This window comes from Achromobacter sp. 2789STDY5608621 (genome assembly GCF_001299375.1).
GTDB classification, from domain to species: domain Bacteria; phylum Pseudomonadota; class Gammaproteobacteria; order Burkholderiales; family Burkholderiaceae_B; genus Achromobacter; species Achromobacter insuavis.
This window is the reverse complement of record NZ_CYTU01000012.1, coordinates 76,777-99,808: the sequence shown is the minus strand read 5'-3', so window position 1 is coordinate 99,808 and position 23,032 is coordinate 76,777. Positions and strand designations below refer to the sequence as shown.

21 protein-coding genes and 1 pseudogene are annotated in these 23,032 nt (G+C 66.8%); 17 read left to right on the top strand and 5 right to left on the bottom strand.

Annotation, left to right across the window (positions count from 1 at the left end; all coding sequences use genetic code 11):
• Positions 1–108: 108 nt before the first annotated feature.
• From AOZ53_RS14310 to AOZ53_RS14300, 3 genes and pseudogenes are all read right to left on the bottom strand, one after another.
• A pseudogene (locus AOZ53_RS14310) lies at positions 109–288 on the bottom strand (integrase core domain-containing protein); the annotation flags it as partial.
• A 101-nt stretch (positions 289–389) separates the two neighbouring features.
• Entirely contained in the window at positions 390–920 is a 531-nt protein-coding gene (locus AOZ53_RS14305) for an SRPBCC family protein (protein WP_000043569.1), read from the bottom strand.
• A 281-nt stretch (positions 921–1,201) separates the two neighbouring features.
• Positions 1,202–2,107 (bottom strand): LysR family transcriptional regulator, encoded by a 906-nt coding sequence (locus AOZ53_RS14300; protein WP_023093368.1) that lies wholly within the window; start codon positions 2,105–2,107, stop codon positions 1,202–1,204.
• A gap of 305 nt (positions 2,108–2,412) precedes the next feature.
• Between AOZ53_RS14300 and AOZ53_RS14295 the strand changes: the two genes are divergently transcribed.
• The 16 genes from AOZ53_RS14295 to AOZ53_RS14220 all read left to right on the top strand — a co-directional run bounded on the left by AOZ53_RS14295 (position 2,413) and on the right by AOZ53_RS14220 (position 19,690).
• Complete coding sequence (locus AOZ53_RS14295; protein ID WP_001163195.1) at positions 2,413–4,410, top strand: conjugal transfer protein TraG; 1,998 nt, start codon at positions 2,413–2,415, stop codon at positions 4,408–4,410.
• The gene (locus tag AOZ53_RS14290; RefSeq protein ID WP_000085131.1) at positions 4,407–4,883 is read left to right on the top strand and encodes a ribbon-helix-helix protein, CopG family; all 477 of its coding nucleotides are present in this window, start codon (positions 4,407–4,409) and stop codon (positions 4,881–4,883) included. The genes AOZ53_RS14295 and AOZ53_RS14290 overlap by 4 nt, the downstream gene beginning before the upstream one ends.
• Positions 4,880–5,950 carry a P-type conjugative transfer ATPase TrbB gene (gene trbB / locus AOZ53_RS14285; RefSeq protein WP_023093367.1) on the top strand — a complete coding sequence of 357 codons (1,071 nt, stop codon included), beginning with the start codon at positions 4,880–4,882 and terminating at the stop codon, positions 5,948–5,950. Before AOZ53_RS14290 ends, trbB begins: the two co-directional genes overlap by 4 nt.
• Entirely contained in the window at positions 5,947–6,333 is a 387-nt protein-coding gene (locus tag AOZ53_RS14280) for a TrbC/VirB2 family type IV secretion system protein (RefSeq protein WP_000150010.1), read from the top strand. Before trbB ends, AOZ53_RS14280 begins: the two co-directional genes overlap by 4 nt.
• Complete coding sequence (locus tag AOZ53_RS14275) at positions 6,330–6,599, top strand: VirB3 family type IV secretion system protein (RefSeq protein WP_003092280.1); 270 nt, start codon at positions 6,330–6,332, stop codon at positions 6,597–6,599. The genes AOZ53_RS14280 and AOZ53_RS14275 overlap by 4 nt, the downstream gene beginning before the upstream one ends.
• A 12-nt stretch (positions 6,600–6,611) precedes the next feature.
• Positions 6,612–9,062: a conjugal transfer protein TrbE gene (trbE, locus tag AOZ53_RS14270; protein WP_000933135.1), complete on the top strand. Its 2,451-nt coding sequence runs from the start codon at positions 6,612–6,614 to the stop codon at positions 9,060–9,062.
• Entirely contained in the window at positions 9,059–9,802 is a 744-nt protein-coding gene (gene trbJ, locus AOZ53_RS14265) for a P-type conjugative transfer protein TrbJ (RefSeq protein ID WP_003092277.1), read from the top strand. The genes trbE and trbJ overlap by 4 nt, the downstream gene beginning before the upstream one ends.
• Before the next feature lie 12 nt (positions 9,803–9,814).
• The gene (locus AOZ53_RS14260) at positions 9,815–10,141 is read left to right on the top strand and encodes a hypothetical protein (protein WP_014603538.1); all 327 of its coding nucleotides are present in this window, start codon (positions 9,815–9,817) and stop codon (positions 10,139–10,141) included.
• Positions 10,138–11,505 (top strand): P-type conjugative transfer protein TrbL, encoded by a 1,368-nt coding sequence (trbL, locus tag AOZ53_RS14255; RefSeq protein WP_001000746.1) that lies wholly within the window; start codon positions 10,138–10,140, stop codon positions 11,503–11,505. The genes AOZ53_RS14260 and trbL overlap by 4 nt, the downstream gene beginning before the upstream one ends.
• 18 nt (positions 11,506–11,523) lie before the next feature.
• Complete coding sequence (trbF, locus tag AOZ53_RS14250; protein ID WP_001211312.1) at positions 11,524–12,228, top strand: conjugal transfer protein TrbF; 705 nt, start codon at positions 11,524–11,526, stop codon at positions 12,226–12,228.
• The gene (gene trbG, locus AOZ53_RS14245) at positions 12,225–13,217 is read left to right on the top strand and encodes a P-type conjugative transfer protein TrbG (RefSeq protein WP_000776560.1); all 993 of its coding nucleotides are present in this window, start codon (positions 12,225–12,227) and stop codon (positions 13,215–13,217) included. Before trbF ends, trbG begins: the two co-directional genes overlap by 4 nt.
• 2 nt (positions 13,218–13,219) lie before the next feature.
• Complete coding sequence (locus AOZ53_RS14240) at positions 13,220–14,500, top strand: TraB/TrbI/VirB10 family type IV secretion system protein (RefSeq protein WP_003092274.1); 1,281 nt, start codon at positions 13,220–13,222, stop codon at positions 14,498–14,500.
• The gene (locus tag AOZ53_RS14235) at positions 14,497–14,742 is read left to right on the top strand and encodes a DUF2274 domain-containing protein (RefSeq protein ID WP_000108283.1); all 246 of its coding nucleotides are present in this window, start codon (positions 14,497–14,499) and stop codon (positions 14,740–14,742) included. The genes AOZ53_RS14240 and AOZ53_RS14235 overlap by 4 nt, the downstream gene beginning before the upstream one ends.
• 330 nt (positions 14,743–15,072) lie before the next feature.
• Positions 15,073–15,585: a P-loop nucleotide/nucleoside kinase family protein gene (locus AOZ53_RS14230; RefSeq protein ID WP_054434692.1), complete on the top strand. Its 513-nt coding sequence runs from the start codon at positions 15,073–15,075 to the stop codon at positions 15,583–15,585.
• Positions 15,586–15,662: 77 nt separating this feature from the next.
• Positions 15,663–17,423, top strand: coding sequence for a VRR-NUC domain-containing protein (locus tag AOZ53_RS14225; protein WP_054488280.1), 1,761 nt, complete (start codon positions 15,663–15,665; stop codon positions 17,421–17,423).
• Entirely contained in the window at positions 17,420–19,690 is a 2,271-nt protein-coding gene (locus AOZ53_RS14220) for an ATP-dependent DNA helicase (protein ID WP_054488278.1), read from the top strand. Before AOZ53_RS14225 ends, AOZ53_RS14220 begins: the two co-directional genes overlap by 4 nt.
• A 60-nt stretch (positions 19,691–19,750) precedes the next feature.
• On the opposite strand, the gene AOZ53_RS14215 is transcribed toward AOZ53_RS14220, so the two are convergent.
• Together AOZ53_RS14215 and AOZ53_RS14210 are read right to left on the bottom strand one after the other, a co-directional pair.
• Positions 19,751–20,161 (bottom strand): group III truncated hemoglobin, encoded by a 411-nt coding sequence (locus AOZ53_RS14215; protein WP_054434737.1) that lies wholly within the window; start codon positions 20,159–20,161, stop codon positions 19,751–19,753.
• A 210-nt stretch (positions 20,162–20,371) separates the two neighbouring features.
• A complete protein-coding gene (locus AOZ53_RS14210) occupies positions 20,372–21,901 on the bottom strand; it encodes an MFS transporter (protein ID WP_054434697.1) in 1,530 nt (509 codons plus the stop codon).
• A 171-nt stretch (positions 21,902–22,072) separates the two neighbouring features.
• Between AOZ53_RS14210 and AOZ53_RS14205 the strand changes: the two genes are divergently transcribed.
• A complete protein-coding gene (locus AOZ53_RS14205) occupies positions 22,073–22,957 on the top strand; it encodes a LysR family transcriptional regulator (protein WP_054434699.1) in 885 nt (294 codons plus the stop codon).
• The last annotated feature ends 75 nt before the right edge of the window (positions 22,958–23,032 follow it).

The following is a 23,032-nucleotide window of genomic DNA, read 5'->3' as shown; positions in this document are numbered from 1 at the left end:
TCGGGAGAGTTCGAGCCAGTGCGCGTAAGGCGGTGGGAGCACCCATTCCGGGTGGCTCCACCTTCAGTGCCTGCGCCAAGGTGACCTGAGTACGAACTTTGTAGCCAGTCAGGCAGTGAGTTCGGAGGGGATGCTATCGGATTGGATCCAGTTGCGCCGGATCGTCGCCGGCGGTTTGTAAGCATGCGCGCTATGCGGCCGCTGCTCGTTGTAGAACTGTCGCCAACGTTCGATCAGCACCTTCGCTTCGGTCCGACTGCGGAACCATTCGCGGTTGAGCAGTTCGTCGCCCATCGTTGCCTGCGAAGTCAGGACCAGCAGAATCCTGAGGGGAGTTCTCATCATGGTTTTCTCCGTTCAGACGCTTGGGATCAAGCGGCCGGAGACCACTACGCCTGCTTGGCTTTGCGCGCTGCCTCGACCAAGCTGTCGAGCCAGTCCTGATGGCCGTTGATCATCGGGTTGGGTTTGGCGTTGTGCAGCTCCTCGGCCGGTTTGCCCTTCTGAGTTTCCTGCGTGAGGATGCGCACGCGCCTGCCGTCCAGGTTCTCAACCAGCCAGGCGTGATGCACATCCAGGCGCGTATCTGTGCCTTCCTCGCCGGACCAGCCGTGCCAGGCCACGCGGCCGGGTTGCCCATCCGCAGGTGGCACGTATTCGTTGCACTGCCCCTCTACCGGGAAGCCGAAGGTCTCGAAGTAAAACCGATCGCCGTCGGCCAGTACCGGGCCTTTGCCGTCATGAAAGCACACGTTAGCCGAGTTGGCGTAGTAGCTTGGCCACAGCGATGGTGTGACGAGTAGAGGCCATACGTCGGCCGCGCTCAAGCCGGCGGCGATGATCTCATTGGAGGCGAAATTCTCAGTAAAGCCCGGCGTGTAGCCTTCGGGCCAGAGGATGGCGTTCTGTTGCTTGCTCATATCGAAGCTCCTTCACAAAATGTCGATGACGCAACAGGGGTGGCTGCGTCATTCAAGTGGTCATGGAGCAAATCATGAGCCTCCATCTGCAATAAGTGAAATCCTAAGTTTCTATTTTTGATATCATAAAATATGATATCAAGGCCTAGGTTCTGCCATCCACCGACTAGGCTATCTCGCAGCGGCGCTACGAAAGGGCGCGTCTCCAATTGAGCCGACTGATTGCTTATTTGTAGTGCGAGGTAGAGTTGTGCTGAGCATGACGATAGGAGCGATCTTGCCTACTTGTTGTTAGCACAGGAAGTGAACAGCAGTGCTCGTATCCAGCGATGTGCTGGATCGTGATGGGTGCGTTCGTGCCAAGCAGCCGTCTTGGTGAACCCCGGTATCTTCACCGGCGGCAGGGAGATAGCCAGCTTGTCCATACCGGCGACCAAGCGGCTCGGCAAGATCGCAACCATGTCACTGGCACGCAGGATGTCTGGCAAGATCAGAAAGCTCTTGACCGACAGTGTGACGCTGCGTCGTTTGCCCAACTGTTCTAGCGCATCGTCGGTGACGCCGCGGAAACCTCCACCATCGTAGGAAACAAGCGCATGGTCGAGAGCACAGAACTGTTTAACGGTCAGCTTGCGCCCCATAGCCGCAGGATGGTCTTCCCGCAGGACACACACATAGTGTTCCTTGAACAGCTCTCGGGCATGCAGATTTGGCGGAGTGATCTCTGGCGTCAGGAGGGCTAAATCGATCTGACCGCGCTCAAGCTGGTTCTGTAGCTGCCCGCTCTCGACTGGCACTAATGAGACTCGTACACGCGGTGCGTGCCGTTTAAGTGCCGATAGAAATGGGACAGCAACGGCACGCAGCGCATAGTCCGTCGCGGCGATGGAGAAGGTCAGTTGTGCGGTGGCCGGATTGAAGGAAGGTGGCTGGAGCAGCGCGTCGATTTCGGCGAGCACCTGCTTGACAGGCATCCCTAGATCCAGCGCCCGCTGCGTTGGAACGATACCCCGCTGCGAGCGCGCGAAAAGCGGGTCACCGAAGCTCTCGCGCAACCGCGTCAGCATGCCACTCAAGGCCGGCTGGGTTAGTCCCAGACGGGCCGCCGCCCGTGTCACATTGCGTTCGTCTAACAATGCGTCCAGCGCCTTGAGCAAGTTGAGATCCATACTCTTGATATTTTTCATTTTTATTCCAATCTTAAATATCATCGTTTTTCATGATATCTAAATATTGCCTATGAGTGGAAGCAAGGCCCATTGACGGCTTTTTTTGGGTAACTTGCTTGGAACTCTGTATGCGCCGCAGTGCGCTTTCGCTTGCGGCGCTTTTCTTTGACTCGCCACCGCGCTCATTCTTTCTTTTCCCTCGACCATTGTGCTGCGAACGGTCTTTGACCGGCACTAGCCCAGAACCGATCCTGACGCCTGCGACACCCCCTGTGCAACGCTTTCAATGAGACACCAGCGCAGGAGAAATCGGAGGACAGGTCATGCAAGGGACGAACGTTCTGTTCGGCCAGATCGCTGTGGTAATCGGCATCGTGATCGCCGGCGTCTGGGGCGCCACACAATGGACAGCAGCGACCCTTGGCTATCAAGTACGCCTCGGATCGCCCTGGTTCGATCTTCTAGGTGTACCGGTTTATCACCCGTGGCGCTTGTTCGAATGGTGGTTCTTCTTTGATGCCTACGCGCCGCACGTCTTCGACACAGGCGGTGCGATTGCGGGTGGTAGCGGTTTGTTCGCTTTACTCGTCGCCATCGCCATGTCGGTATGGCGTTCTCGGCAGTCGCGGCTGGTTACGACTTATGGTTCGGCACGCTGGGCCGATGCCGTCGACATCCGCAAAGCTGGACTGACCCTCCCGGCGGGCGTCTTCCTCGGCCAACACGACGACCAATACCTCCGACATGAGGGGCCGGAACATGTCCTGAGCTTCGCACCCACGCGCTCGGGCAAGGGCGTGGGCTTGGTGGTGCCTACGTTGCTTTCGTGGCCGGCGTCCGCCGTCATTCACGACATTAAGGGAGAGAACTGGAAGATCACGGCGGGCTGGCGTTCGCGCTTTTCGCACTGCCTGCTTTTCAACCCCACCGATAGGCAGTCGGCCGCCTACAACCCGCTGCTTGAAGTCCGGCGCGGCGCACATGAAGTGCGCGACGTGCAGAACATCGCCGACATTCTGGTTGACCCTGAAGGTGCGTTAGAGAAGCGCAATCATTGGGAGAAGACCAGCCACGCGCTACTGGTCGGTGCAATCTTGCATGTTCTGTACGCAGGCGAGGACAAGACGCTGCGCGGCGTCGCCAACTTCCTCAGCGACCCGGCGTGTCCGTTCGAGCTGACGCTGCACCGGATGATGACGACGAAGCACCTGGGCGATGCGCCTCACCCGGTTGTCGCATCCGCTGCCCGCGAAGTGCTCAACAAGTCGGACAACGAGCGATCGGGCGTGCTCTCCACCGCCATGTCGTTTCTCGGCCTGTACCGCGACCCGACCGTGGCCGAAGTCACATCGCGCTGCGATTGGCGCATCGCCGACCTGATTTCCGCCGAGCACCCGGTATCGCTCTATCTGGTGGTGCCGCCCTCCGACATAAGCCGCACCAAGCCGCTGATCCGGCTCATCTTGAACCAGATCGGGCGGCGGCTGACCGAATCGCTCGACGGCAGCGATGGCATCGCGCGCCGGCACAAGCTGCTGCTGATGCTGGACGAGTTTCCGGCGCTGGGTCGCCTCGATTTTTTCGAGTCCGCGCTTGCCTTCATGGCCGGCTACGGCATCCGCAGCTTTCTCATCGCTCAAAGCCTGAACCAGATCGACAAGGCGTATGGGCAGAACCATTCCATCCTCGACAACTGCCATGTCCGGGTGACTTTCGCCACCAACGACGAAAGGACGGCGAAAAGGATTTCCGAAACCCTCGGCACCGCCACCGAGCTTCGCGCGCAGCGCAACTACGCGGGCCACCGCCTCGCTCCGTGGCTGGGGCACCTGATGGTGTCGCGTCAGGAAACTGCACGTCCGCTGCTGACGCCCGGCGAGGTGATGCAGCTTCCACCTGAGGACGCCGTAGTCATGGTGTCCAGCGTTGCCCCGATCCGCGCGAAGAAGCTGCGTTACTACGTCGACGCCAATTTCAAGGATCGCGTCCTGCCACCGCCCGTGCTCGCAGTCGGGAGGTACGCCGACGCGCCGCCAGCCCGCCCCGACGACTGGAGCGGCTTGGCGATCCCGGCCGTACCTACGGCGCCGACCTCGGTATCCGCCGATGGTCCGGGCGGCACCGATGACGGCGGCCCGCGCCGCCAGCTCGAACTCTCCGAAACCGTCGCCTACGAGCCCGAGTTGGACGCGTGTGCGAACGACCTGGAGCTGCTCGATGACGACGACCTGGCGCTCCCGCTTCCCGGCCAGCTCGACCCGGCCATGCAGCGCACGGCCCGGCTGGCTTCTCTCGACCCCAACGACGGAATCGACCTATGAGCCAATACCGCCTCAATCTTTTCATCCAGCCCGAGCACGCCAAGCGCCTGGATGAACTTGCCGCCAAGAAAGGCGTGTCCAAGTCCTCCATCGTCGCAGCGGCCTTGGCGTCCTGGCTGTCACCCGATGCGGGCGACCAGCGTGAGGCCGCCATTGCCAAGCGGCTGGATCGACTGTCGCGGCAGACCGAACGCATGGAGCGCGACCAGAACATCCAGATCGAAACGCTGGCGCTGTTCATCCGCTATTTCTTGACCATCAGCACGCCGGTGCCAGAAGCCCACAAGGACGCGGCCCGCGCCCAGGGCAAAGCGCGCTTCGAGCAGTTCGTCGAGCAGTTGGGTCGCCACCTGCTGCGTGGCCGCAGTCTGGTGCGCGACGTGGTGGAGGAACTGCACCCCGATCCGATGCGGATGGATGACGCAGCAGCGATGGCGTCCGCCGATGAGCGAGCTGCAGAGCGTGCGTCATGAGTGCCGTTCCGCAGATTCCGCCTGAATCTCGCTCATCCGCCGCGGCGTCCCAGGATCGCCGCATCCAGATGCTGCGCACGGCGATGGGGCCGCTGATCGCCGCTGCGCTCGAAGATCCGGATGTTGTGGAAATCATGCTCAACCCCGATCGCACCCTGTGGGTGGATCGGCTGTCGTCGGGTCGCTCGCCGCTGGGCGTGGAGATGCCCGAGGCCGATGGTGAACGCATCATCCGCCTGGTCGCCGCGCATGTCGGCGCGGAGGTGCATCGCGGCCAGCCGCTCTTGACCGCCGAGTTGCCGGAAACCGGCGAGCGTTTCGAGGGCATCCTGCCTCCGGCCGCCCCGGGGCCAGCCTTCGCGCTACGCAAGCGGGCCGTGAGCATCATCGGCCTGGATCGCTACGTGGCCGACGGCATCCTGACCGCCGGGCAGGCCGAGTTCCTGCGCCGCGCCGTGCGCGAGCGGCAGAACATCCTGATCGCCGGCGGCACCAGCACCGGCAAGACCACGCTGGCGAACGCGCTGCTGGCCGAGATCGCCGCCACAGGCGACCGCGTGCTGGTGCTCGAAGACACCATCGAGCTGCAATGCGCGGCCCGCGACCATGTGCCGCTGCGCACCCGCGCCGGCGTCGTCACAATGACCGAGCTGGTGCGGGCCACGATGCGCCTGCGGCCTGACCGCGTGATCGTCGGCGAAGTGCGTGGCGGCGAAGCCCTGGACTTGGTGAAGGTCTGGGGCACCGGCCACCCCGGCGGCATTGCCACCATCCATGCCGGCTCCGCCTTGGGCGCACTGCTGCGTCTGGAGCAACTGATCCTCGAAGTGGCAGTGAATCCGCCCCGCGCCCTGATCGCCGAGGCGGTCAACGTGGTGATTCACATCGCAGGCCGTGGCCGCAAACGTCACGTCGAAACCATCTCCCGTGTCGTCGGCTTCGACGGTGCGGGCTATCGCCTGACAGATGCGCTGGAAACGCCGTTTCCCGAGCTGCCGCCGGTTCCTCTTGCAGCCGCTGCCGCTGCGCCTTCCTCGACCCCTGACCAACCTGGAGAACTGCCATGACGCACGTTGATGCTTTCCGTCTTTCCGTAAATCCTATTTCTCGCCTGTCCAGCATGGCGCGGCTGCGCCACCTGGCCCGTCCCGCAGGGCAAGGGCTGCTGCTGGCCGCGCTGATGCTGTTGCTGGCGGGCACGGCGCAGGCCGCCGGTTCCTCGATGCCGTGGGAAGGGCCGCTGACCTCCATCCTCGAATCCATCCAAGGGCCAGTCGCCCGGATCGTGGCGGTGATCATCATCATCTCGACGGGGCTTGCGCTGGCGTTCGGTGATACCAGCGGCGGCTTTCGCAAGCTGATCCAGATCGTGTTCGGCCTGTCCATCGCGTTCGCCGCGTCCTCGTTCTTCCTGTCGTTCTTCAGCTTCTCCGGAGGGGCCGTCGTATGAGTAAGGCCACCGATCTTCCGGGCTTTGAAGTGCCGCTGCATCGCTCGCTGACCGAGCCGATCCTGCTGGGCGGTGCGCCGCGCACCGTGGCGATTGCCAACGGCACGCTAGCCGCCGCCGTCGGGCTGGGCCTGCAACTGTGGATTCCCGGCGTGGTGCTCTGGATCGTCGGCCACTCGCTGGCCGTATGGGGTGCGCGCGTCGATCCGCAGTTCATGCAGGTCTTCGCGCGGCATATCAAACACCGCCCGCTTCTGGACGTGTGAGGGGAGGACGCCATGCTGAACCTTGCCGAATATCGTCAGCGCCCGGCCTTGCTTGCCGACTGGCTGCCCTGGGCCGGGCTGGTCGCGCCGGGCGTTGTGCTGAACAAAGATGGTTCGTTTCAACGCACGTTCCAGTTTCGCGGCCCCGACTTGGACAGTGCGACACAGGGCGAGCTGATTGCCACGTCGGCGCGGCAGAACAACGCGCTTCGCCGTACCGGGTCTGGCTGGGCCTTCTATATCGAGGCCGAGCGGATGCGGGCATCGAGCTATCCGCAATCCTCCTTTCCCGAACCACTGTCCTGGCTGGTGGATGAGGAGCGACGCGCGGCGTTCGAGGAGTCGGATGGCCATTTCGAGAGCGTCTATCACTTCACGTTGCAACACCTACCGCCGCAAGAGTCTCGCGCCCGTGCGGCTGGGATGCTGTACGAGAACCGGCCCACTGAGGGTGTGGACTGGCGTGGTCGGCTTGATTCCTTCGTGGCAGAGACCGATCGCGTGTTCGACCTGCTCGATGGTGTGATGCCGGAGATTGCCTGGCTGGACGATAGCCAGACGCTGACCTACCTGCATGCCACAGTCTCCACGCGGCGCTATCGCGTCGGCGTGCCCGACGTGCCGTTCCATATCGACGCACTGCTGGCCGATGCCGCGCTGGTCGGCGGCCTGGCGCCCATGCTGGGCGATCAGCACCTGCGCGTGGTGTCGGTACGAGGCTTCCCGACCTCGACCTGGCCGGGGATCTTGGACGACCTCAACCGCCTGGGCTTTGCGTATCGCTGGAGTACGCGCTTCCTGTGCCTGGACAAAGCCGAGGCGGAACGGGAATTGGGGCGCTTGCGGCGCCAATGGTTCGCCAAGCGCAAGAACGTCATCGCGCTGCTGCGCGAAACGATCTTTCAGCAGGAAAGCCCGCTGGTCGATACCGATGCCAGCAACAAGGCCGCCGACGCCGATGCCGCCTTGCAGGAGCTGGGCAGCGATCAAGTCGCCTTCGGCTACCTCACCGCCACGGTGACGGTGCTCGACGCCGACCCGGCCGTGGCCGACGAGAAGCTGCGCATGGTGGAGCGCGTCATCCAGGGCCGGGGTTTCGTGACCATCCCCGAAACCCTCAACGCAGTCGATGCCTGGCTGTCGTCCGTCCCCGGCAACGCATACGCGAACGTGCGTCAGCCCATCGTTTCGACGCTGAACCTGGCGCACATGATGCCGATGTCAGCGGTATGGGCTGGGCCGGAGAAGAACGAACACCTCGATGGCCCGCCGCTGATCGTCACCCGCACCGATGGCGCGACGCCGTTCCGGCTGGTGACGCACATCGGCGACGTGGGGCACACCCTTGTCGCCGGGCCGACCGGCATGGGCAAGTCGGTGCTGCTCGCCATATTGGCCATGCAGTTCCGGCGCTACTTCGGCTCGCGGATCTTCGCCTTCGACATGGGGCGCTCGATGCGCGCCACCATCCTCGGCCTTGGCGGTGAGCACTACGACCTCGGTGCCGATGGCGGCATCGCCTTCCAGCCACTCGCGCGAATAGCCCACGAGGGCTACCGCACCTGGGCCGCCGAATGGGTGGAGGGCCGGCTGCTGCACGAAGGCGTGACGGTCGGCCCGGACGAGAAGGCTGCCATTTGGTCGGCGCTGCGAAGCCTTGCCGGTGCGCCAGTGGAGCAGCGCACCATGACCGGCTTGTCGGTGTTATTGCAGTCCAACGCGCTGCGCCAAGCGCTCGCGCCCTATGTGTTGGGCGGCGCCCACGGCAAGCTGCTGGACGCTGACCACGACCGGCTGGGCATGGCCGACGTGCAGGGCTTTGAGATGGAAGAACTGATGCACAGCCCCGCCGCCGTGCAAGCAGTGCTGCGCTACCTGTTCGCCCGCTTCGACGAACGTTTTGACGGCGCGCCCACGCTGCTGATCCTCGATGAAGCGTGGCTGTTCCTCGATGAGCCGTCCTTCGCGGCCCGCATCCGGCAATGGCTCAAGACGCTCAGAAAAAAGAACGTCAGCGTCATCTTTGCCACGCAGTCGCTGGCCGACATCAAGGACTCGACCATCGCGCCAGCCATCATCGAAAGCTGCGCGAGCAGGATCTTCTTACCTAACCCGCAGGCCACCGAGCCGCAGATTCGCACGATCTACGAAGGCTTCGGCTTGAACAGCCGCCAGATTGAGATCGTGGCGACCGCACAGCCCAAGCGCGATTACTACTACCAGTCGCGCCTCGGCAATCGCCTGTTCGACCTCGACCTGGGGCCTGTCGCGCTCGCATTCGCGGGCGCATCCACCCCTCAAGACCAACGCGATATTGACCGCGTGCTGACGCAGGCCGGCGCTCCCGGCTTCGCCGGCGCGTGGCTGCGCCATCGCGGCCTCGGCTGGGCCGCCGACCTGCTGCCGTCCGCTCCGGCGGCAGCTTCCTTTCTCGCTTCTCAACCGCTGGAGGTTTCACCATGAAGACCAAGCCCCGTTTGCTCTCTGTCTCACTCGCTGCCGTGCTGTCGGTATCGCTGCTGGCCGTGCAGCCCGCATCCGCGCTGACGGTGTTCGACCCGTCCAACTTCGTGCAGAACACGCTGACCGCCGTGCGCACGCTGGAACAGATCAACAACCAGATCAACCAGCTTCAGAACGAGGCGCAGATGTTGATGAACCAGGCCAGGAACCTGGCAAATCTCGACTTCAACATCGTCAACCGCCTGCGCTCGACGCTCGCCACCACCGAGCGCCTGATCGCCGAGGCGCGCGGCTTGGCCTACGACGTGCAGAGCATGGATGCCACGTTCGCCCGCCTGTACCCGGAACAGTACGCCGCCACCATCAGCGGCGACCGCATGGCACAGGACGCCCGCGAACGCTGGCAGAACACCTTGAACGGCTTGCACACCGCGATGCGGATGCAGGCGCAGGTGTCGCAGAACCTCGCCCAAGACGAAAGCGCGCTGGCCGATCTCGTGAGCCAGAGCCAGTCGGCCACCGGCGCGCTGCAAGCGATGCAGGCGACGAACCAGCTCCTGGCTTTGCAGGCCAAGCAGTCGATCCAGGCGCAGCAGCTCCAGATCACGCAAGACCGGGCCGCTTCACTGGAACTGGCGCGGCAAGCGGCGGCTATGGAGCGCGCCCGCGAAGTGCGGCGGCGCTTTCTGGGCACCGGCACGCCGTACACGCCGCAGTCCGTCAACTTCTATAACAACTGACCGGAGGCGGCCATGCGATGCGCTTCCGTCCTGATGGCCGTGCTGCTGACCGCGTGCGGCCAGCAGCCGGCCGAGAACCTGGCCGACGCCCTGGCCGCAGATCCGGTGCGGCTCAAGGCGTTGCGCGGGCAATGCGCGGCCGACCGGCAGGCCGTGGGCGAGGATGCCTGCCGCGCCGCCGCTGAAGCCTTCCGGCGGCGCTTCTTCGCCGGCCATACCGGGCCGGATGAATACAACTCGCTGGCTGAACTCCCGCCGATTCCGCCGAGCTTCGATACGCCCGCAGATGAATTGCCAGAGGGCGCCGTTCCGCTCACTCCGCCCGAGGATTCGCCATGAACGACGTGACCATCATCGACCGTTTCCTCGATACGTTCTCGCGCTACATCGACTCGGGCTTCGGCTTATTGCAGGGCGAAGTGGCATTTCTCACCGCCACGCTCATCGTCATCGACATGACGATCGCTGGCCTGTATTGGGCCATGAGCCACGCCACCGGCCAGGGCGACGACGTGATCGCCAAGCTGCTGCGCAAGGTGCTCTGTGTCGGCGCGTTCGCCTACATCATCGGCAACTTCAACTGGCTGGCGAGCATCGTGTTCCGCTCGTTCGCCGGCTTGGGAATTACCGCTACCGGCTCGGCCATCACGATGGAGAACTTCCTTCAGCCGGGCCGGCTGGCGAAGACCGGCATCGACGCAGCCGCGCCGATTCTGGAACAGATCGGGGACATGGCTGGGTTCCCCGAGGTGTTCGTGAACATCGACCCTATCGTGGTTCTGTTCATCGCCTGGCTGGTGGTGATCCTCTGCTTCTTCGTGCTGGCCGTACAGCTTTTCATCACGCTGATCGAGTTCAAACTGACTACGCTCGCCGGCTTCGTCTTGATCCCGTTTGCACTCTGGAACAAGACCTCGTTCCTCGCGGAAAAGGTGCTAGGCAACGTGGTGTCGTCAGGCATCAAGGTCTTGGTGCTGGCCGTCATCGTCGGCATCGGTTCAGGCCTGTTCGCCGAGTTCCAGGTGCATCCCGACGAACCATCCATCGACCACGCGCTGGTCGTGATGCTGGCCTCGCTCGCGCTGCTGGCGCTGGGCATTTTCGGCCCCGGTATCGCCACCGGCCTGGTGTCCGGTGCGCCACAGCTTGGTGCGGGCGCGATGGCTGGTGCTGCGGTCGGGGCTGTCGGCACCGGCGTTGCCATCGGCGCCGCCGTAACGGGCGTGGGCGGCGCCGTCATGGCCGGGGCACGAATGGCCCCGGCGGCCGCAAAGCTGGCCGGTGCCGGTGCGCGTGCCGCGACTTCGGCGGCCGGCAGTGCCCGATCGGCGTTCCAGGCCGGTTCCGCTGCGGCCGGCGGCGGTGCCAAGGGCGCGGCGGCTGGCCTCGGCAATGTCGCCAAGACTGGCGCACAAGCCGCAGGCCGCAGCGTCACCTCTGGTGCTTCCGCTGTTGGGCAGAAGGTGGCCGACTCCTTCCGCGCTGGCTGGAACGGCACAGAAGCCGGCAGCGACGGTGCTGGCCCCGGCCAGACCGCAGACGGCACCGCAGGCTCGCAGAAGCAAGAGCAACCGGCCTGGGCCAAGCGGATGCACCGCCGCCAGCAGGCTACCCATGCCGCGACCACTGCCGCCCACACGCTGCGCGGCGGCGACGGCGGCGGCTCCGGGCAAGGCCCGAGCCTGCGGGATTCCGATACCTAACCTTCAAGGAGAACACCCATGCGATTCAAACGACCGCAGGTGCGCTACGCCGATACGCCGCAGCCTGCCACCCCGTATCAAGCCGCCGCCCAGGTGTGGGACGACCGTATCGGCTCCGCCCGCGTGCAGGCGAAGAATTGGCGCCTGATGGCCTTCGGCTGCCTAGTGCTCGCGCTGTTGATGGCCGGCGGCCTGGTGTGGCGCTCGGCGCAGTCCATCGTGACGCCCTATGTCATCGAGGTCGATCAAGCCGGGCAGGTGCGCGCCGTGGGAGAGGCCGCCACGCCGTACCGGCCCGGCGACGCGCAGATCGCGCACCACCTGGCGCGCTTCGTGACGCTGGTTCGCTCGCTGTCCATCGACCCCATCGTGGTGCGGCAGAACTGGCTCGATGCCTACGACTACACCACCGACAAGGGCGCGGCGGTGCTCAACGACTACGCCCGCACCAATGACCCATTCGCCCGCATCGGCAAGGAATCGGTAACGGTGCAAATCACCAGCGTGGTTCGCGCGAGCGACACGTCTTTCAACGTGCGCTGGACAGAGCAGCGCTATGTCAACGGTGCGCCCGCCGGCACCGAACGCTGGAACGCCGTGCTTTCGACCGTCCTGCAAACCCCGCGTACTGAACAGCGCCTGCTCAAGAACCCATTGGGTATCTACGTCAACGGCCTGTCATGGAGCCGCGAACTGGATTCTTCCGAAGGAGCCAAACCATGAAACTTCGTTTCCGCCTTTACGTTGTTCCTTTGACGCTGCTGGCCCTCGCGGGCTGCGCCTCGCAGGGGAAGCCGCCGCCATCCATCTCGCTCGACGAGACGGTGCTGGCCCAGCCGTTGCCCGAACCGCCCAAGCCCGTCGAAGTCGTCGCCGTCCCTGAACCGCTGGCGCTGCCGGCGCAGTTGAAGCCCCTGCCGGAACTCGATGAGGCCCCCGTTGCGCCGGAGCCGGCCGACGAAAAGGTGCGCGTTTCCCGTGCCAATGCAGAAGCGCGTATCGCGCCTACCCGTGAGGGCTACGTCAACGCGATTCAGGTGTGGCCGTTCACCGATGGCGCGCTTTATCAGGTCTATGCGTCGCCGGGGCGCGTGACGGTGGTTTCGCTTCAACCGGGCGAGGAACTGGTAACGGTCGCCGCCGGCGATACCGTGCGCTGGATCGTGGGCGACACGTCCAGCGGCGGCGGGGCCGATCTGCGCGTCAATGTGCTGGTCAAGCCTATCCGCTCCGGTCTGAAAACCAATCTCGTCATCACCACCAGTCGGCGCACCTACCTGCTGGAGCTGACCTCGACCGAGAGGGCATGGATGGCGTCGGTGTCCTGGGACTATCCGAAAGACCGAATGCTCGCGTTGCAGCGCCAGGCGCAGGCAGCGCAGGCAACAACGCCTGTCGATACGGGCCTGTCGCTGGACAAGATCCGCTTCCGCTACGCGGTATCGGGCAGCAACCCGCCGTGGAAGCCTCTGCGCGCCTTCGATGATGGAGAGAAGGTCTATATCCAGTTCCCGCCGGGCATCGCCCAGGGCGAGCTGCCGCCGCTGTTTGTCATCGGCGCGCAGGGCGACGGGCAACTGGTGAACTACCGTTTTCGCTCGCCGTACTACGTCGTGGATCGCCTGTTCGGCGCGGCCGAACTGCGGCTGGGCGGCGATGGCGGCGACGTGGTGCGGATCGAGCGCACCGATGGTGTTGCACGGAGGAACTGACCATGAGCCAGGATGACACTCCCGACCTTGCCGCGCCGCAGGCGGACAAGGTGGCGCCGGAGGCAGTGGCGCTGCGCGCCCAGCCGCGTCCAGTCACACGCCTGAACCGGCGCTCGCTGGCCATCCTTGCCGGCGTCCTAGCGGTCGCCGTGCTCGGCGCGCTGATGTGGTCGCTGCAACCTCATCGACGCAGCACAGGCGAGCAGACCGAGCTTTACAACGTCGATCGCGTGTCAAAGTCGGAAGGACTGGATGCGCTGCCGACGGACTATTCCAAGCTGCCGCCGGCGTTGCTGCCTGCCGTTCCCGAACTAGGGCCACCGCTGCCGGGCGATCTTGGCCCGGCTATCGTGAAGTCGCAGCAACCGGCGACGGCTGCCTACGCGGCCCCCGGTCACGACCCGAACGATGCCCTGCGAAAAGAAGCCGAGGCGGCCGCGGCCTCGTCCGTGTTCTTCCGCTCGGGTGGGCAGAATGCGGCGCCGGTAGCGCAGACACAGGTGGCCGCTGCGCCGGGCTTCGCCGCCAATGCGGCGTTTGACCCGCTGGCGGCCGGGCCGGCCTCCACGGCGGCCCAACCTGCTGACCCGACAGCGGTGCAAAACCGGCAAGACCAGAAAGAGGCTTTCATGAAAGCTGGCCCCACTGAAACCCGTAATTCCGGCAATCTGACTCTGCCAATTTCGCCGTATCAGGTTATGGCCGGAACAGTGGTCGCAGGTGCCTTGGTGACGGGCATCAAGTCGGACTTGCCCGGCGACGTGATCGCCACGGTGACGGAGCCGGTCTATGACACAGCCACCGGGCGCTTCCTGCTGATTCCGCAGGGTTCGCGCATCCTGGGCAAATACAACAGCCAGGTCAGCTACGGGCAGAGCCGCGTTCAAGTCGTCTGGAACCGGATCATCCTGCCGGACACGTCTTCGCTCACGCTCGACAACCTGGCCGGCACCGACCCAGCCGGCTATGCCGGGCTGGAGGACGATGTGGACTACCACTGGGGCCGCATCTTTGCCGGTGCGGCACTCACCACGCTGCTGGGCGTCGGTGCCGAGCTGGCCGCGCCGGAGAACCGGCAGGATGGTGATCGCGTCATCATCGCTGGGCGCGACAGCGCGCAGGACAGCATCAATCAGGTCGGCCAGGAGATGACCCGGCGCAACCTCAACATCCAGCCGACCTTAACGCAACGGCCGGGCCTGCCGGTTCGCATCATCGTCAACCGGGATCTGGTGCTGCGGCCGTACCAGCCGCTGTTCTTCAACCGGGGGACTTCACGATGAGCACGACCAAGAAGCTGCGGCTCGGCCCGCTGCCGAAGACCGAGAGCACCAAGCTGACTTTCGTTTGCCCGACCAGCTTGAAAGTCGACCTCGACCGCTACGCCGCGCTACACGCGCAGGCGTATGGCGAGGCCGTTGATGCGGCGACGCTGATCCCGCATATGCTGGAAGCGTTCATGGCGGGGGATCGAGGATTCAGGAAGGGCACGGCGACCCGCAGCACACCACCGAAGCCGCCATGATTGCACCGCATGCTATTCAACGGCATCCATCGAACGCGCAGCCCAGGCTGCGCGTTCTTCATTCTGGATGCCGCCGAGCCTGTTGGGCTATGATGATGCGACAGGCCCGCCGTTCCTCGGCAATCCAGCACTACACAGTGCGATGCGGCTTTCTCTCCCAACGCTCCTATGTCGCTCCTAGCCGACAACGCCGCTCTTCTTCTAAGCGGCCCCGAAAGGAGCTAACCTACTGTCCCATATACGGTTTCAAGTCCTTCTTGATTTGCGCGAAAGAATTGACACCGGCACTTTTTTGTTGGCCCGCCCATTGGTCTTTTCCAGAGGCAGTCCATGCAATCGAACGCGTCTTCCGTGTCATCCCCCGCCGAACCGGTGCTGCATTTCCTGTGCGGCAAGATAGGCGCCGGCAAGTCCACCCTGGCGGCGCAACTGGCGTCGCGACCGCGCACCGTGCTGATCAGCGAGGATGCCTGGCTGGCGGCGTTGTATCCGGGCGAGATCCGCGAGGTGGCCGACTATGCCCGCTGCGCCGGCCGCCTGCGTCAGGCGATGGGCGGCCACGTCGCCGCGCTGGCGGCGGCGGGGCTGTCTGTAGTGCTGGATTTTCCGGCCAATACCCGCGCCAGCCGGGCCTGGCTGCGCGAGGCGGCGCAGGCCGCCGGCTGCCGCCATCAGCTGCATTTCCTGGACCTGCCCGACGCGGTCTGCAAGGCGCGGCTGCGCGCGCGCAACGAATCCGGCACGCATCCCTTCACGACCAGCGAGGCGCAGTACGACGCGATCACGGCGTATTTCGTGGCGCCGCAGGACGATGAGGGGTTCGAGATCGTGCGTCACGCATAGGTATAAGCCGAGGGGGGCGGCAGGCGAGTCGGCCTGCTATGATTACTGGATAAATACCCAGTCATTCGTTCCGGCCGATGTTGCCCCCGCACCGTTACTACTACCTGCACAATTTCCAGCGCGCCCTGGCGTGGGTCGGCGAACGCTACGCCGACCTGCTGGATGACCGCGAACGCCGTTTCATGGCGGACTTCGCGGCCTTGCCGCAAGCTTCGCAGGCGTTGCTGGTGCGCATGCTGATGCGCCGCGGGCCGTGGTTCCGCGCCAGCCGGCTGGTCTACGAGGAAATCCCCGACACGGCCGAGGCCGCCGCGCCGCTGCTGGCGCTGGGCTGGCTGGACGCCGACGCGCCGATGACGCTGGACGAACTGTTCGGGCTGCATACGCGGCCCGAACTCGACCGGCTGTTCGCCGCCGCCCGCCCCAAGGGCGTGGCGCGCAAGGCCGATCTGCTGGCGGGCCTGCGGGCCAGCCAGCCCGAGGCGCAGCCCTATGCGGGCTGGAATCCCGCCGCTGCTCCCGGCGGCGCAGGCTTGGATGGCGCGCCCGCGCTTGTGGCTGGCCGCGGCGCCGCCGGGCCCTCCGATCCGGCCTGGCGCGTCGCGGTGGCCGACCTGTGCGAGCGCCTGCGCCTGATGTTCTTCGGCAACCTGCACCAGGACTGGTCAGAGTTCGTCCTGGCCGACCTGGGCGTGTTCCAGTACGAGGCGGTGCCATTCGAGCCTTCCTCGCGGGCCTTCCAGGCGCGGGCAGACGTCGACCGCTACCTGGCCCTGCACGCCTGCCGCCAGGCGCTGGACGACGGCCCCGATGTCGATGCGCTGCTGCAGGCAGTGGCCGACTGCGCCAGCGGCAATGCCTGGCTCGAAAAGCGCCGCGCCAAGGTGCTGCTGCGCCTGGGCCAGGCCTGCGAGCGGGCCCAGGATTGGGAGGCCGCGCAGCGGGTGTACACGCTCTGCGCCTACCCCGGCGCGCGTCATCGCCGCATCCGCGTGTACGAACGCATGGCGCGCTTCGACGCGGCGCTGGCGCTGGCCCTGCAGGCCGAGGCCCGGCCCGAAAGCGAGGAAGAATCCCAGCGCCTGGCGCGCATGCTGCCGCGCCTGCGCCGCAAGCTGGGGCAGGGCGCGCCGCGCGGCGCGGCCGCCCCGGTCACGCGTTTCGACCTGGCGCTCGAGCGGCCCGCGCCGCCGGCGCCGGTCGAGTTCGCCGCGCGCGATCACCTGCACCGCGACGACGCGCCGGTCCATTACGTCGAGAACACGCTGATCAATTCGCTGTTCGGCCTGCTGTGCTGGCCGGCCGTATTCGCGCCGCTGCCGGGCGCGTTTTTCCATCCGTTCCAGCGCGGGCCGGCCGACCTGGACGCGCCCGATTTCCACGCGCGGCGCGAGGCGCTGTTCGCCGCCTGCCTGGCGCAGCTGGACACGGGCGAATACCGCGCCACCATCCGCCAGCGCTACGCCGACAAACAGGGCGTGCAGTCGCCGTTCGTCTTCTGGGGCGCGCTGGACGAACCGCTGCTGGAGCGGGCGCTGGACCATCTGCCGGCGGCGCACCTGAAGCTGTTCTTCCTGCGGCTGCTGCGCGACGTCAAGGCCAACCGCTCGGGCCTGCCCGACCTGATCCGCTTCCAGCCGGACGCGCCTGGCTATGAACTCATCGAGATCAAGGGGCCGGGCGACAAGCTGCAGGACAACCAGATTCGCTGGCTGGCGTACTGCGCCGAACACGGCATGCCGGTGCGCGTCTGCCATGTCAGCTGGCGCGAGCCGGCGTCCGCGCAGCCGCCGCCGGCCCCGGCGCCGCGCGCGGCCTCGAGCGAGCCGGCGCCATGAGCTACGCCGTGGCGGTGCGCGCGCTCTGCGAATTCACGGCCCGCGCGGGCGACCTGGACTTGCGCTTCACGCCCGCGCCCAGCGGCCTGGAAGGCATGGCCGGCCACGCCGCCGTGACGGGCCGGCGCGGGCCCGCCTACGAAACCGAGGTGGCGCTCTCCGGGCAATACGACAACCTGCTGGTGCGCGGCCGCGCCGACGGCTACGACCCGGTCGCCAACCAGCTCGAAGAGATCAAGACCTACCGCGGCCGGCTCGACAGCGTGCGCGACAACCACCGCGCCGCCCATTGGGCCCAGGCGCGGGTCTACGGCCACCTGCTGTGCCAGGCGCGCGGCCTGGCGCAGATCCGCGTGGCGCTGGTGTACTTCAACGTCGCCACCGAAGAGGAAACCGTGCTGGCCGAGACCCGCGACGCGGCCTGGCTGGCGGCCTTCTTCCATGAACAGTGCGACCGCTTCCTGGCGTGGTCGCGCACCGAACTGGCGCACCGCCAGGCGCGCGACGCGGCGCTGGAACAGCTGGCGTTTCCGCATGGCGAGTTCCGCAGCGGCCAGCGTGAGCTGGCGGTGTCGGTGTACCGCACGGCACGCGATGGCCGCTGCCTGATGGCGCAGGCGCCCACCGGCATCGGCAAGACGCTGGGCACGCTGTTCCCGCTGCTCAAGGCCGGTCCGGGCGCCGGGCTCGACAAGGTCTTCTTCCTGGCGGCCAAGGGCTCGGGGCGCGGGCTGGCGCTGGCCGCGCTGGATACGCTGAACGCGCAGCCGGCCGCGCCCGGCCTGCGGGTGCTGGACCTGCAGGCGCGCGACAAGACCTGCGAGCATCCCGACAAGGCCTGCCACGGCGATTCCTGCCCGCTGGCGCAGGGCTTCTACGACCGCCTGCCGGCCGCGCGCGAGACGGCGCTGGCCCAGCCACGGCTGGATGCGCCGGCGGTGCGCGCCGCCGCCCGCGCCCACCAGGTCTGCCCGTACTACCTGTCGCAGGAATTGATCCGCTGGAGCGACGTGGTGGTGGGCGACTACAACTACTACTACGACGCCACCGCCATGCTGCACGCGCTGACGCAGGCGCACCAATGGAAGGTGGCGGTGCTGGTGGACGAGGCGCACAACCTGGTCGACCGCGCGCGCCGCATGTACACCGGCGAACTGAACCAGCTCGGGCTGGCGGCGGCGCGCCAGGCCGCGCCCAAGGCGCTGAAAAAGCCGCTGGACGGCCTGCAGCGGTCCTGGACCGCGCTCAACAAGAAGCAGGCCGAGGCCTACCAGGCCTACGACGAGGCGCCGGCCGGCGTGCTGGCGGCGGTGCAGAAGGCGGTGGCCGCCATCACCGACTACCTCGGCGAGGCGCCGCTGGCGCAGGACGATCCGGTGCTGGCGTTCTATTTCGAGGCGCTGCATTTCATGCGGCTGGCCGAGCAGTTCGGGCCGCACGCGCTGTTCGACGTGACGCGGGCCGAGGGCAGCGCGCGCGGCGCCAAGACGCCGCCGTCCACGCTGTGCGTGCGCAACGTGGTGCCGGCGCCGTACCTGGCGGCGCGGCACGCGGCGGCCCACGCGACCGTGCTGTTTTCCGGCACGCTGAGTCCGCAGCAGTTCTACCGCGACACCCTGGGCCTGCCGGCCGAGGCGGCCTGGATCGACGTGGCCGCGCCGTTCCAGGCCGAGCAGCTGGCGGTCAAGGTGGTCGGCCATGTGTCGACCCGCTACCGCGACCGCGAACGCTCGCTGGCGCCGATCGCCGACCTGATCGCCGACCAGTACGCGCGCCGGCCGGGCAACTACCTGGGCTTCCTGAGCAGTTTCGATTATCTGCGGCAAGTGGCCGACCTGATGCGCGCGCGCCATCCGCAGGTGCCGATCTGGCTGCAGACGCCGGGCATGGACGAAGCCGGCCGCGCCGCCTTCCTGGGGCGTTTCACCGAAAGCGGGCAGGGCGTGGGCTTCGCGGTCCTGGGCGGGGCGTTCTCCGAGGGCGTCGACCTGCCCGGCAAGCGCCTGATCGGCGCCTTCATCGCCACGCTGGGGCTGCCGCAGGTCAATGCGGTCAACGAGAACATCAAGCGCGCCATGGAGCGGCGCTACGGCGAGGCACAGGGCTACGACTACACCTATCTCTATCCCGGCATGCAGAAGGTGGTGCAGGCCGCGGGCCGCGTCATCCGCACCGAGCACGACGTGGGCACGGTGCACCTGATCGACGACCGCTACCGCCGCGCCAAGGTGCGCAACCTGCTGCCGAGCTGGTGGCGGGTGGACTAGACGGGGGGCGGCGCCGGCGCCCGCATTCGCGCGAGACGCCTCTGGATGCAGGCCGAGGCGCTAGGCGGTGGCCGAGCGCAGTTCCGTCAGCGGCTGGTTCGGATCGCGGCTGAGCTGGTAGCCGTACCACAGGCTGCGCGCCATGCGCTTGGCCATCTCGCCGGCGGCGTCGGCCAGCGCGCGGTTGGGCAGGGCCGCCAGGGTCTCGCCCCACAGGACCAGCCAGCGCTCGAACAGCTCGGCGCTCAGGTGCGGCATCGCGGCGTGCTTGGGCATGGGCATGCCGGTGAAGCGCCGCGTGCCCAGCAGCACGGCCGACCAGAAATCCGACAGCGTGGCCAGGTGTTCGTCCCAGTCGTGCACCTGGGCCGCGAACACCGGGCCGAGCGCGGCGTCGGCGCGGGCCTTGGCGTAGAACGTATGCACCAGGTCGCGGATTTCGGCTTCGGTGCAGATGTCGGGTTCGGGCAGGTCTGGTTCGGACAACAGGGTCTCCTGGCGGCGTGGAACGGCAGCGCGAATAGTAGGGCGCGGCGGCCTGGGGACGGATTGATCTGGCGCAAACCGCCGCATGGCCCGGACGCCCGCGCGCGCCCGGTCCATGCGGCTGGCGATCAATGCGTCCGGGCCCCGCGGCGGGTAATCAATGCGCCCGGGCCATGCGAGCCATGCGGCCGGCGTTCAATGCGCCTGGGTCCGCACGCGCGCCATCGGCGCCGTCTCGGGCCGCGCCAGCAAGGCGTAGACCAGCACGGCCAGCGCCAGCGCGAAGCCCGCCAGCGCATACAGCACCTGGCCGAAGGCCAGGTCGTAGGCGTGGTGCAGCAGGTTGCCGGCGCCGGGCAGCAACGCGCCCGCCTCGTCCAGCTGGCCCAGCGCCGCGCGGTTGGCGGCCTGCAGCAGCGCCTGGGCGCCCGCGTCGGGCAGGGCGGTGGCGGCCTGGGCATGGATCAGCGTGGCCAGCAGGGCGCTGATGGCGGCGATGGCCACGCCATCGGCGGACACGCGCACGGTGTTGAAGATGCCGGTGGCCATGCCGACCCGTTCATGTTCCACCACGCTGACCGCCATGGCGTCCATCAGGCCCCAGGGCAGGCCGATGCCGATGCCGATCAGGCTCATCGGCAGCCACAGCCGGTCGGCGTCGCCGCCCAGGTCGCGGGCCAGCCAGGCCAGGCCGAGGGCCGCCAGCACCAGGCCGGTGCTGGACAGCGCGGCGGGGCTGAAGCGGCGCGTCAGCAGCGCCGCCAGAAACGGCACCACCAGCAGCGGCGTGGCCAGGCCCATCATCAATTGGCCGGCGCGCAGCGCGCTGTGGCCGTCGATGCCGATGAAGCGGCTGGGCAGGAGGGCGATCAGCGCGATGAACAGAAATGCCGGCGACGCCGCCAGCGCCTGCACGCCGACAAAGCGCGGGCGGCGGAACAGCGACAGGTCCAGCATCGGGTGCGTGGCGCGAAGCTCGGTGCGGATGAAGGCGATGCCCAGCAGCGCCGAGGCCAGCAGCGAGCCGGCCACCGCTGTGTCGGTCCAGCCGTTTTCGGGGGCGAGCAGCATGCCGTAGGTGAACAGCCCCAGCGCGCCCGTGAAACTGAGCGCGCCGCGCCAGTCGAAGCGGCCGCCGGCCGCGCCCGCGGTGGCGCGCACGCTGGCGGCGACCAGCGCCAGCCCGGCCAGCCCCACCAGTCCGGTGCCGTGGAACACCCAGCGCCAGCCGGCGGTCTGCACCAGCCAGCCGGAGATCAGCGGTCCGAACGACAGGCCGATGCCGAAGGTGGTGCCCAGCAGGCTGAAAGCGCGGGCGCGCGCCGCGCCGTGGAACAGCGGCGCCAGCGACGACATGGCCGCGGCGAACGCGGCCGCGCCGCCCACGCCCTGCATCAGGCGCAGGAAGTCGATCCAGCCGGCCGACGGCGCCCAGGCGATGGGGAAGGTGAAGGCGCAGAACCAGGCCAGTCCGCCGAGCCAGACGCGGCGCGGGCCATACAGGTCGGTGAGGCTGCCGGACACCATGATGACGCTGCCGTAGGCCAGGATGTAGCCGTTGAGGATCCAGTTCAGCTGCACCGGCGTGCCGCCCAGCGCCTGGCTGATCGACGGCAGGACCACCGCCGGACCGGTGAAGCACAGGGGAATGAGCACGGCCGTGAGGCAGGCCGCCAGCAGTTGCAGCCAGCGGTTGGAGGCGGGTGAGGGATGCGATGGGGTCATGTCGGTAGAGCGGCGCGAAGCCGGGTTGGCAAACAGAAAAAGGGCGAGGGCGGCGCCTGGACGGCGCGCCATGGAACGCAATGCCGGCAGGATAGTGAGCCGCCGATAAAAGAAAAATAGGCTAGGATTCCGAATATTCCGGACATGGATGTCCGTATTGAAGGAAATGGGATGGACAGCCTGAGCGGTATCGGCGTTTTCGTGCTGGTGGCGGACACGCGCAGCTTTGCCGAGGCGGGGCGGGTGCTGGGCGTGTCGCCGTCGGCGGTGGGCAAGAGCGTGGCGCGGATGGAGGCGCACCTGAAGGTGCGGCTGTTCCATCGCAGCACGCGCCACATCACCCTGACTCCGGAGGGCGAGAAATTCCTGGAGCGCTGCCGCCGCATCCTGTGCGAAGTGGAAGCCGCCGAGCTGGAGCTGTCCGAGGCCGCGGGCACGCCCAGCGGCCGGCTGCGCGTCAGCCTGCCGCGCTACAGCCGGCTGTTCGAGCCGGCCATCGCCACCTTCATGAAGCAGTATCCGCAGGTGCGGCTGGACCTGGATTTCACCGATCGCATGGTCGACGTGATCGGCGAGGGCTATGACGCCGTGGTGCGCTCCGGCGAGATGCAGGATTCCGGCCTGAAGCGCCGCCGCCTGGGGCCGTTCCGCCGCATCCTGGCGGCCTCGCCCGATTACCTGGCGCGGCACGGCACCCCGCGCCGCGCCAGCGACCTGCTGCGCCACTGCTGCCTGCACTATCGCTATCCCAGCACCGGCAAGCTGGAGCAATGGCCGCTGAAGACGGCGGCCGGCGCGCCGCCGCCCGAGTTGCCGCTGACGCTGGTCTGCAACAGCGTCGAGACCCGCATCTTCCTGGCGGTGGGCGGGCTGGGGATCGTCTGCCTGCCGGATTTCACCGTCCGGGAAGAGCTGGCCGCGGGCAAGCTGGTGTCGGTGCTGGACGAACGCACCCGGGGCAATGCGACCATGTGGGCGGTGTGGCCCGCCAGCCGCCACCCCTCGCCCAAGCTGCGCGTGTTCGTCGATCACCTGGCGCAGCAGTTGTTCCCCTGAAACGGGGAAGCCTGGCCTGATATATGATGTTCGTCATATAACTCCCCAGACGATGTTTCCCCTTCAGGAGGACCG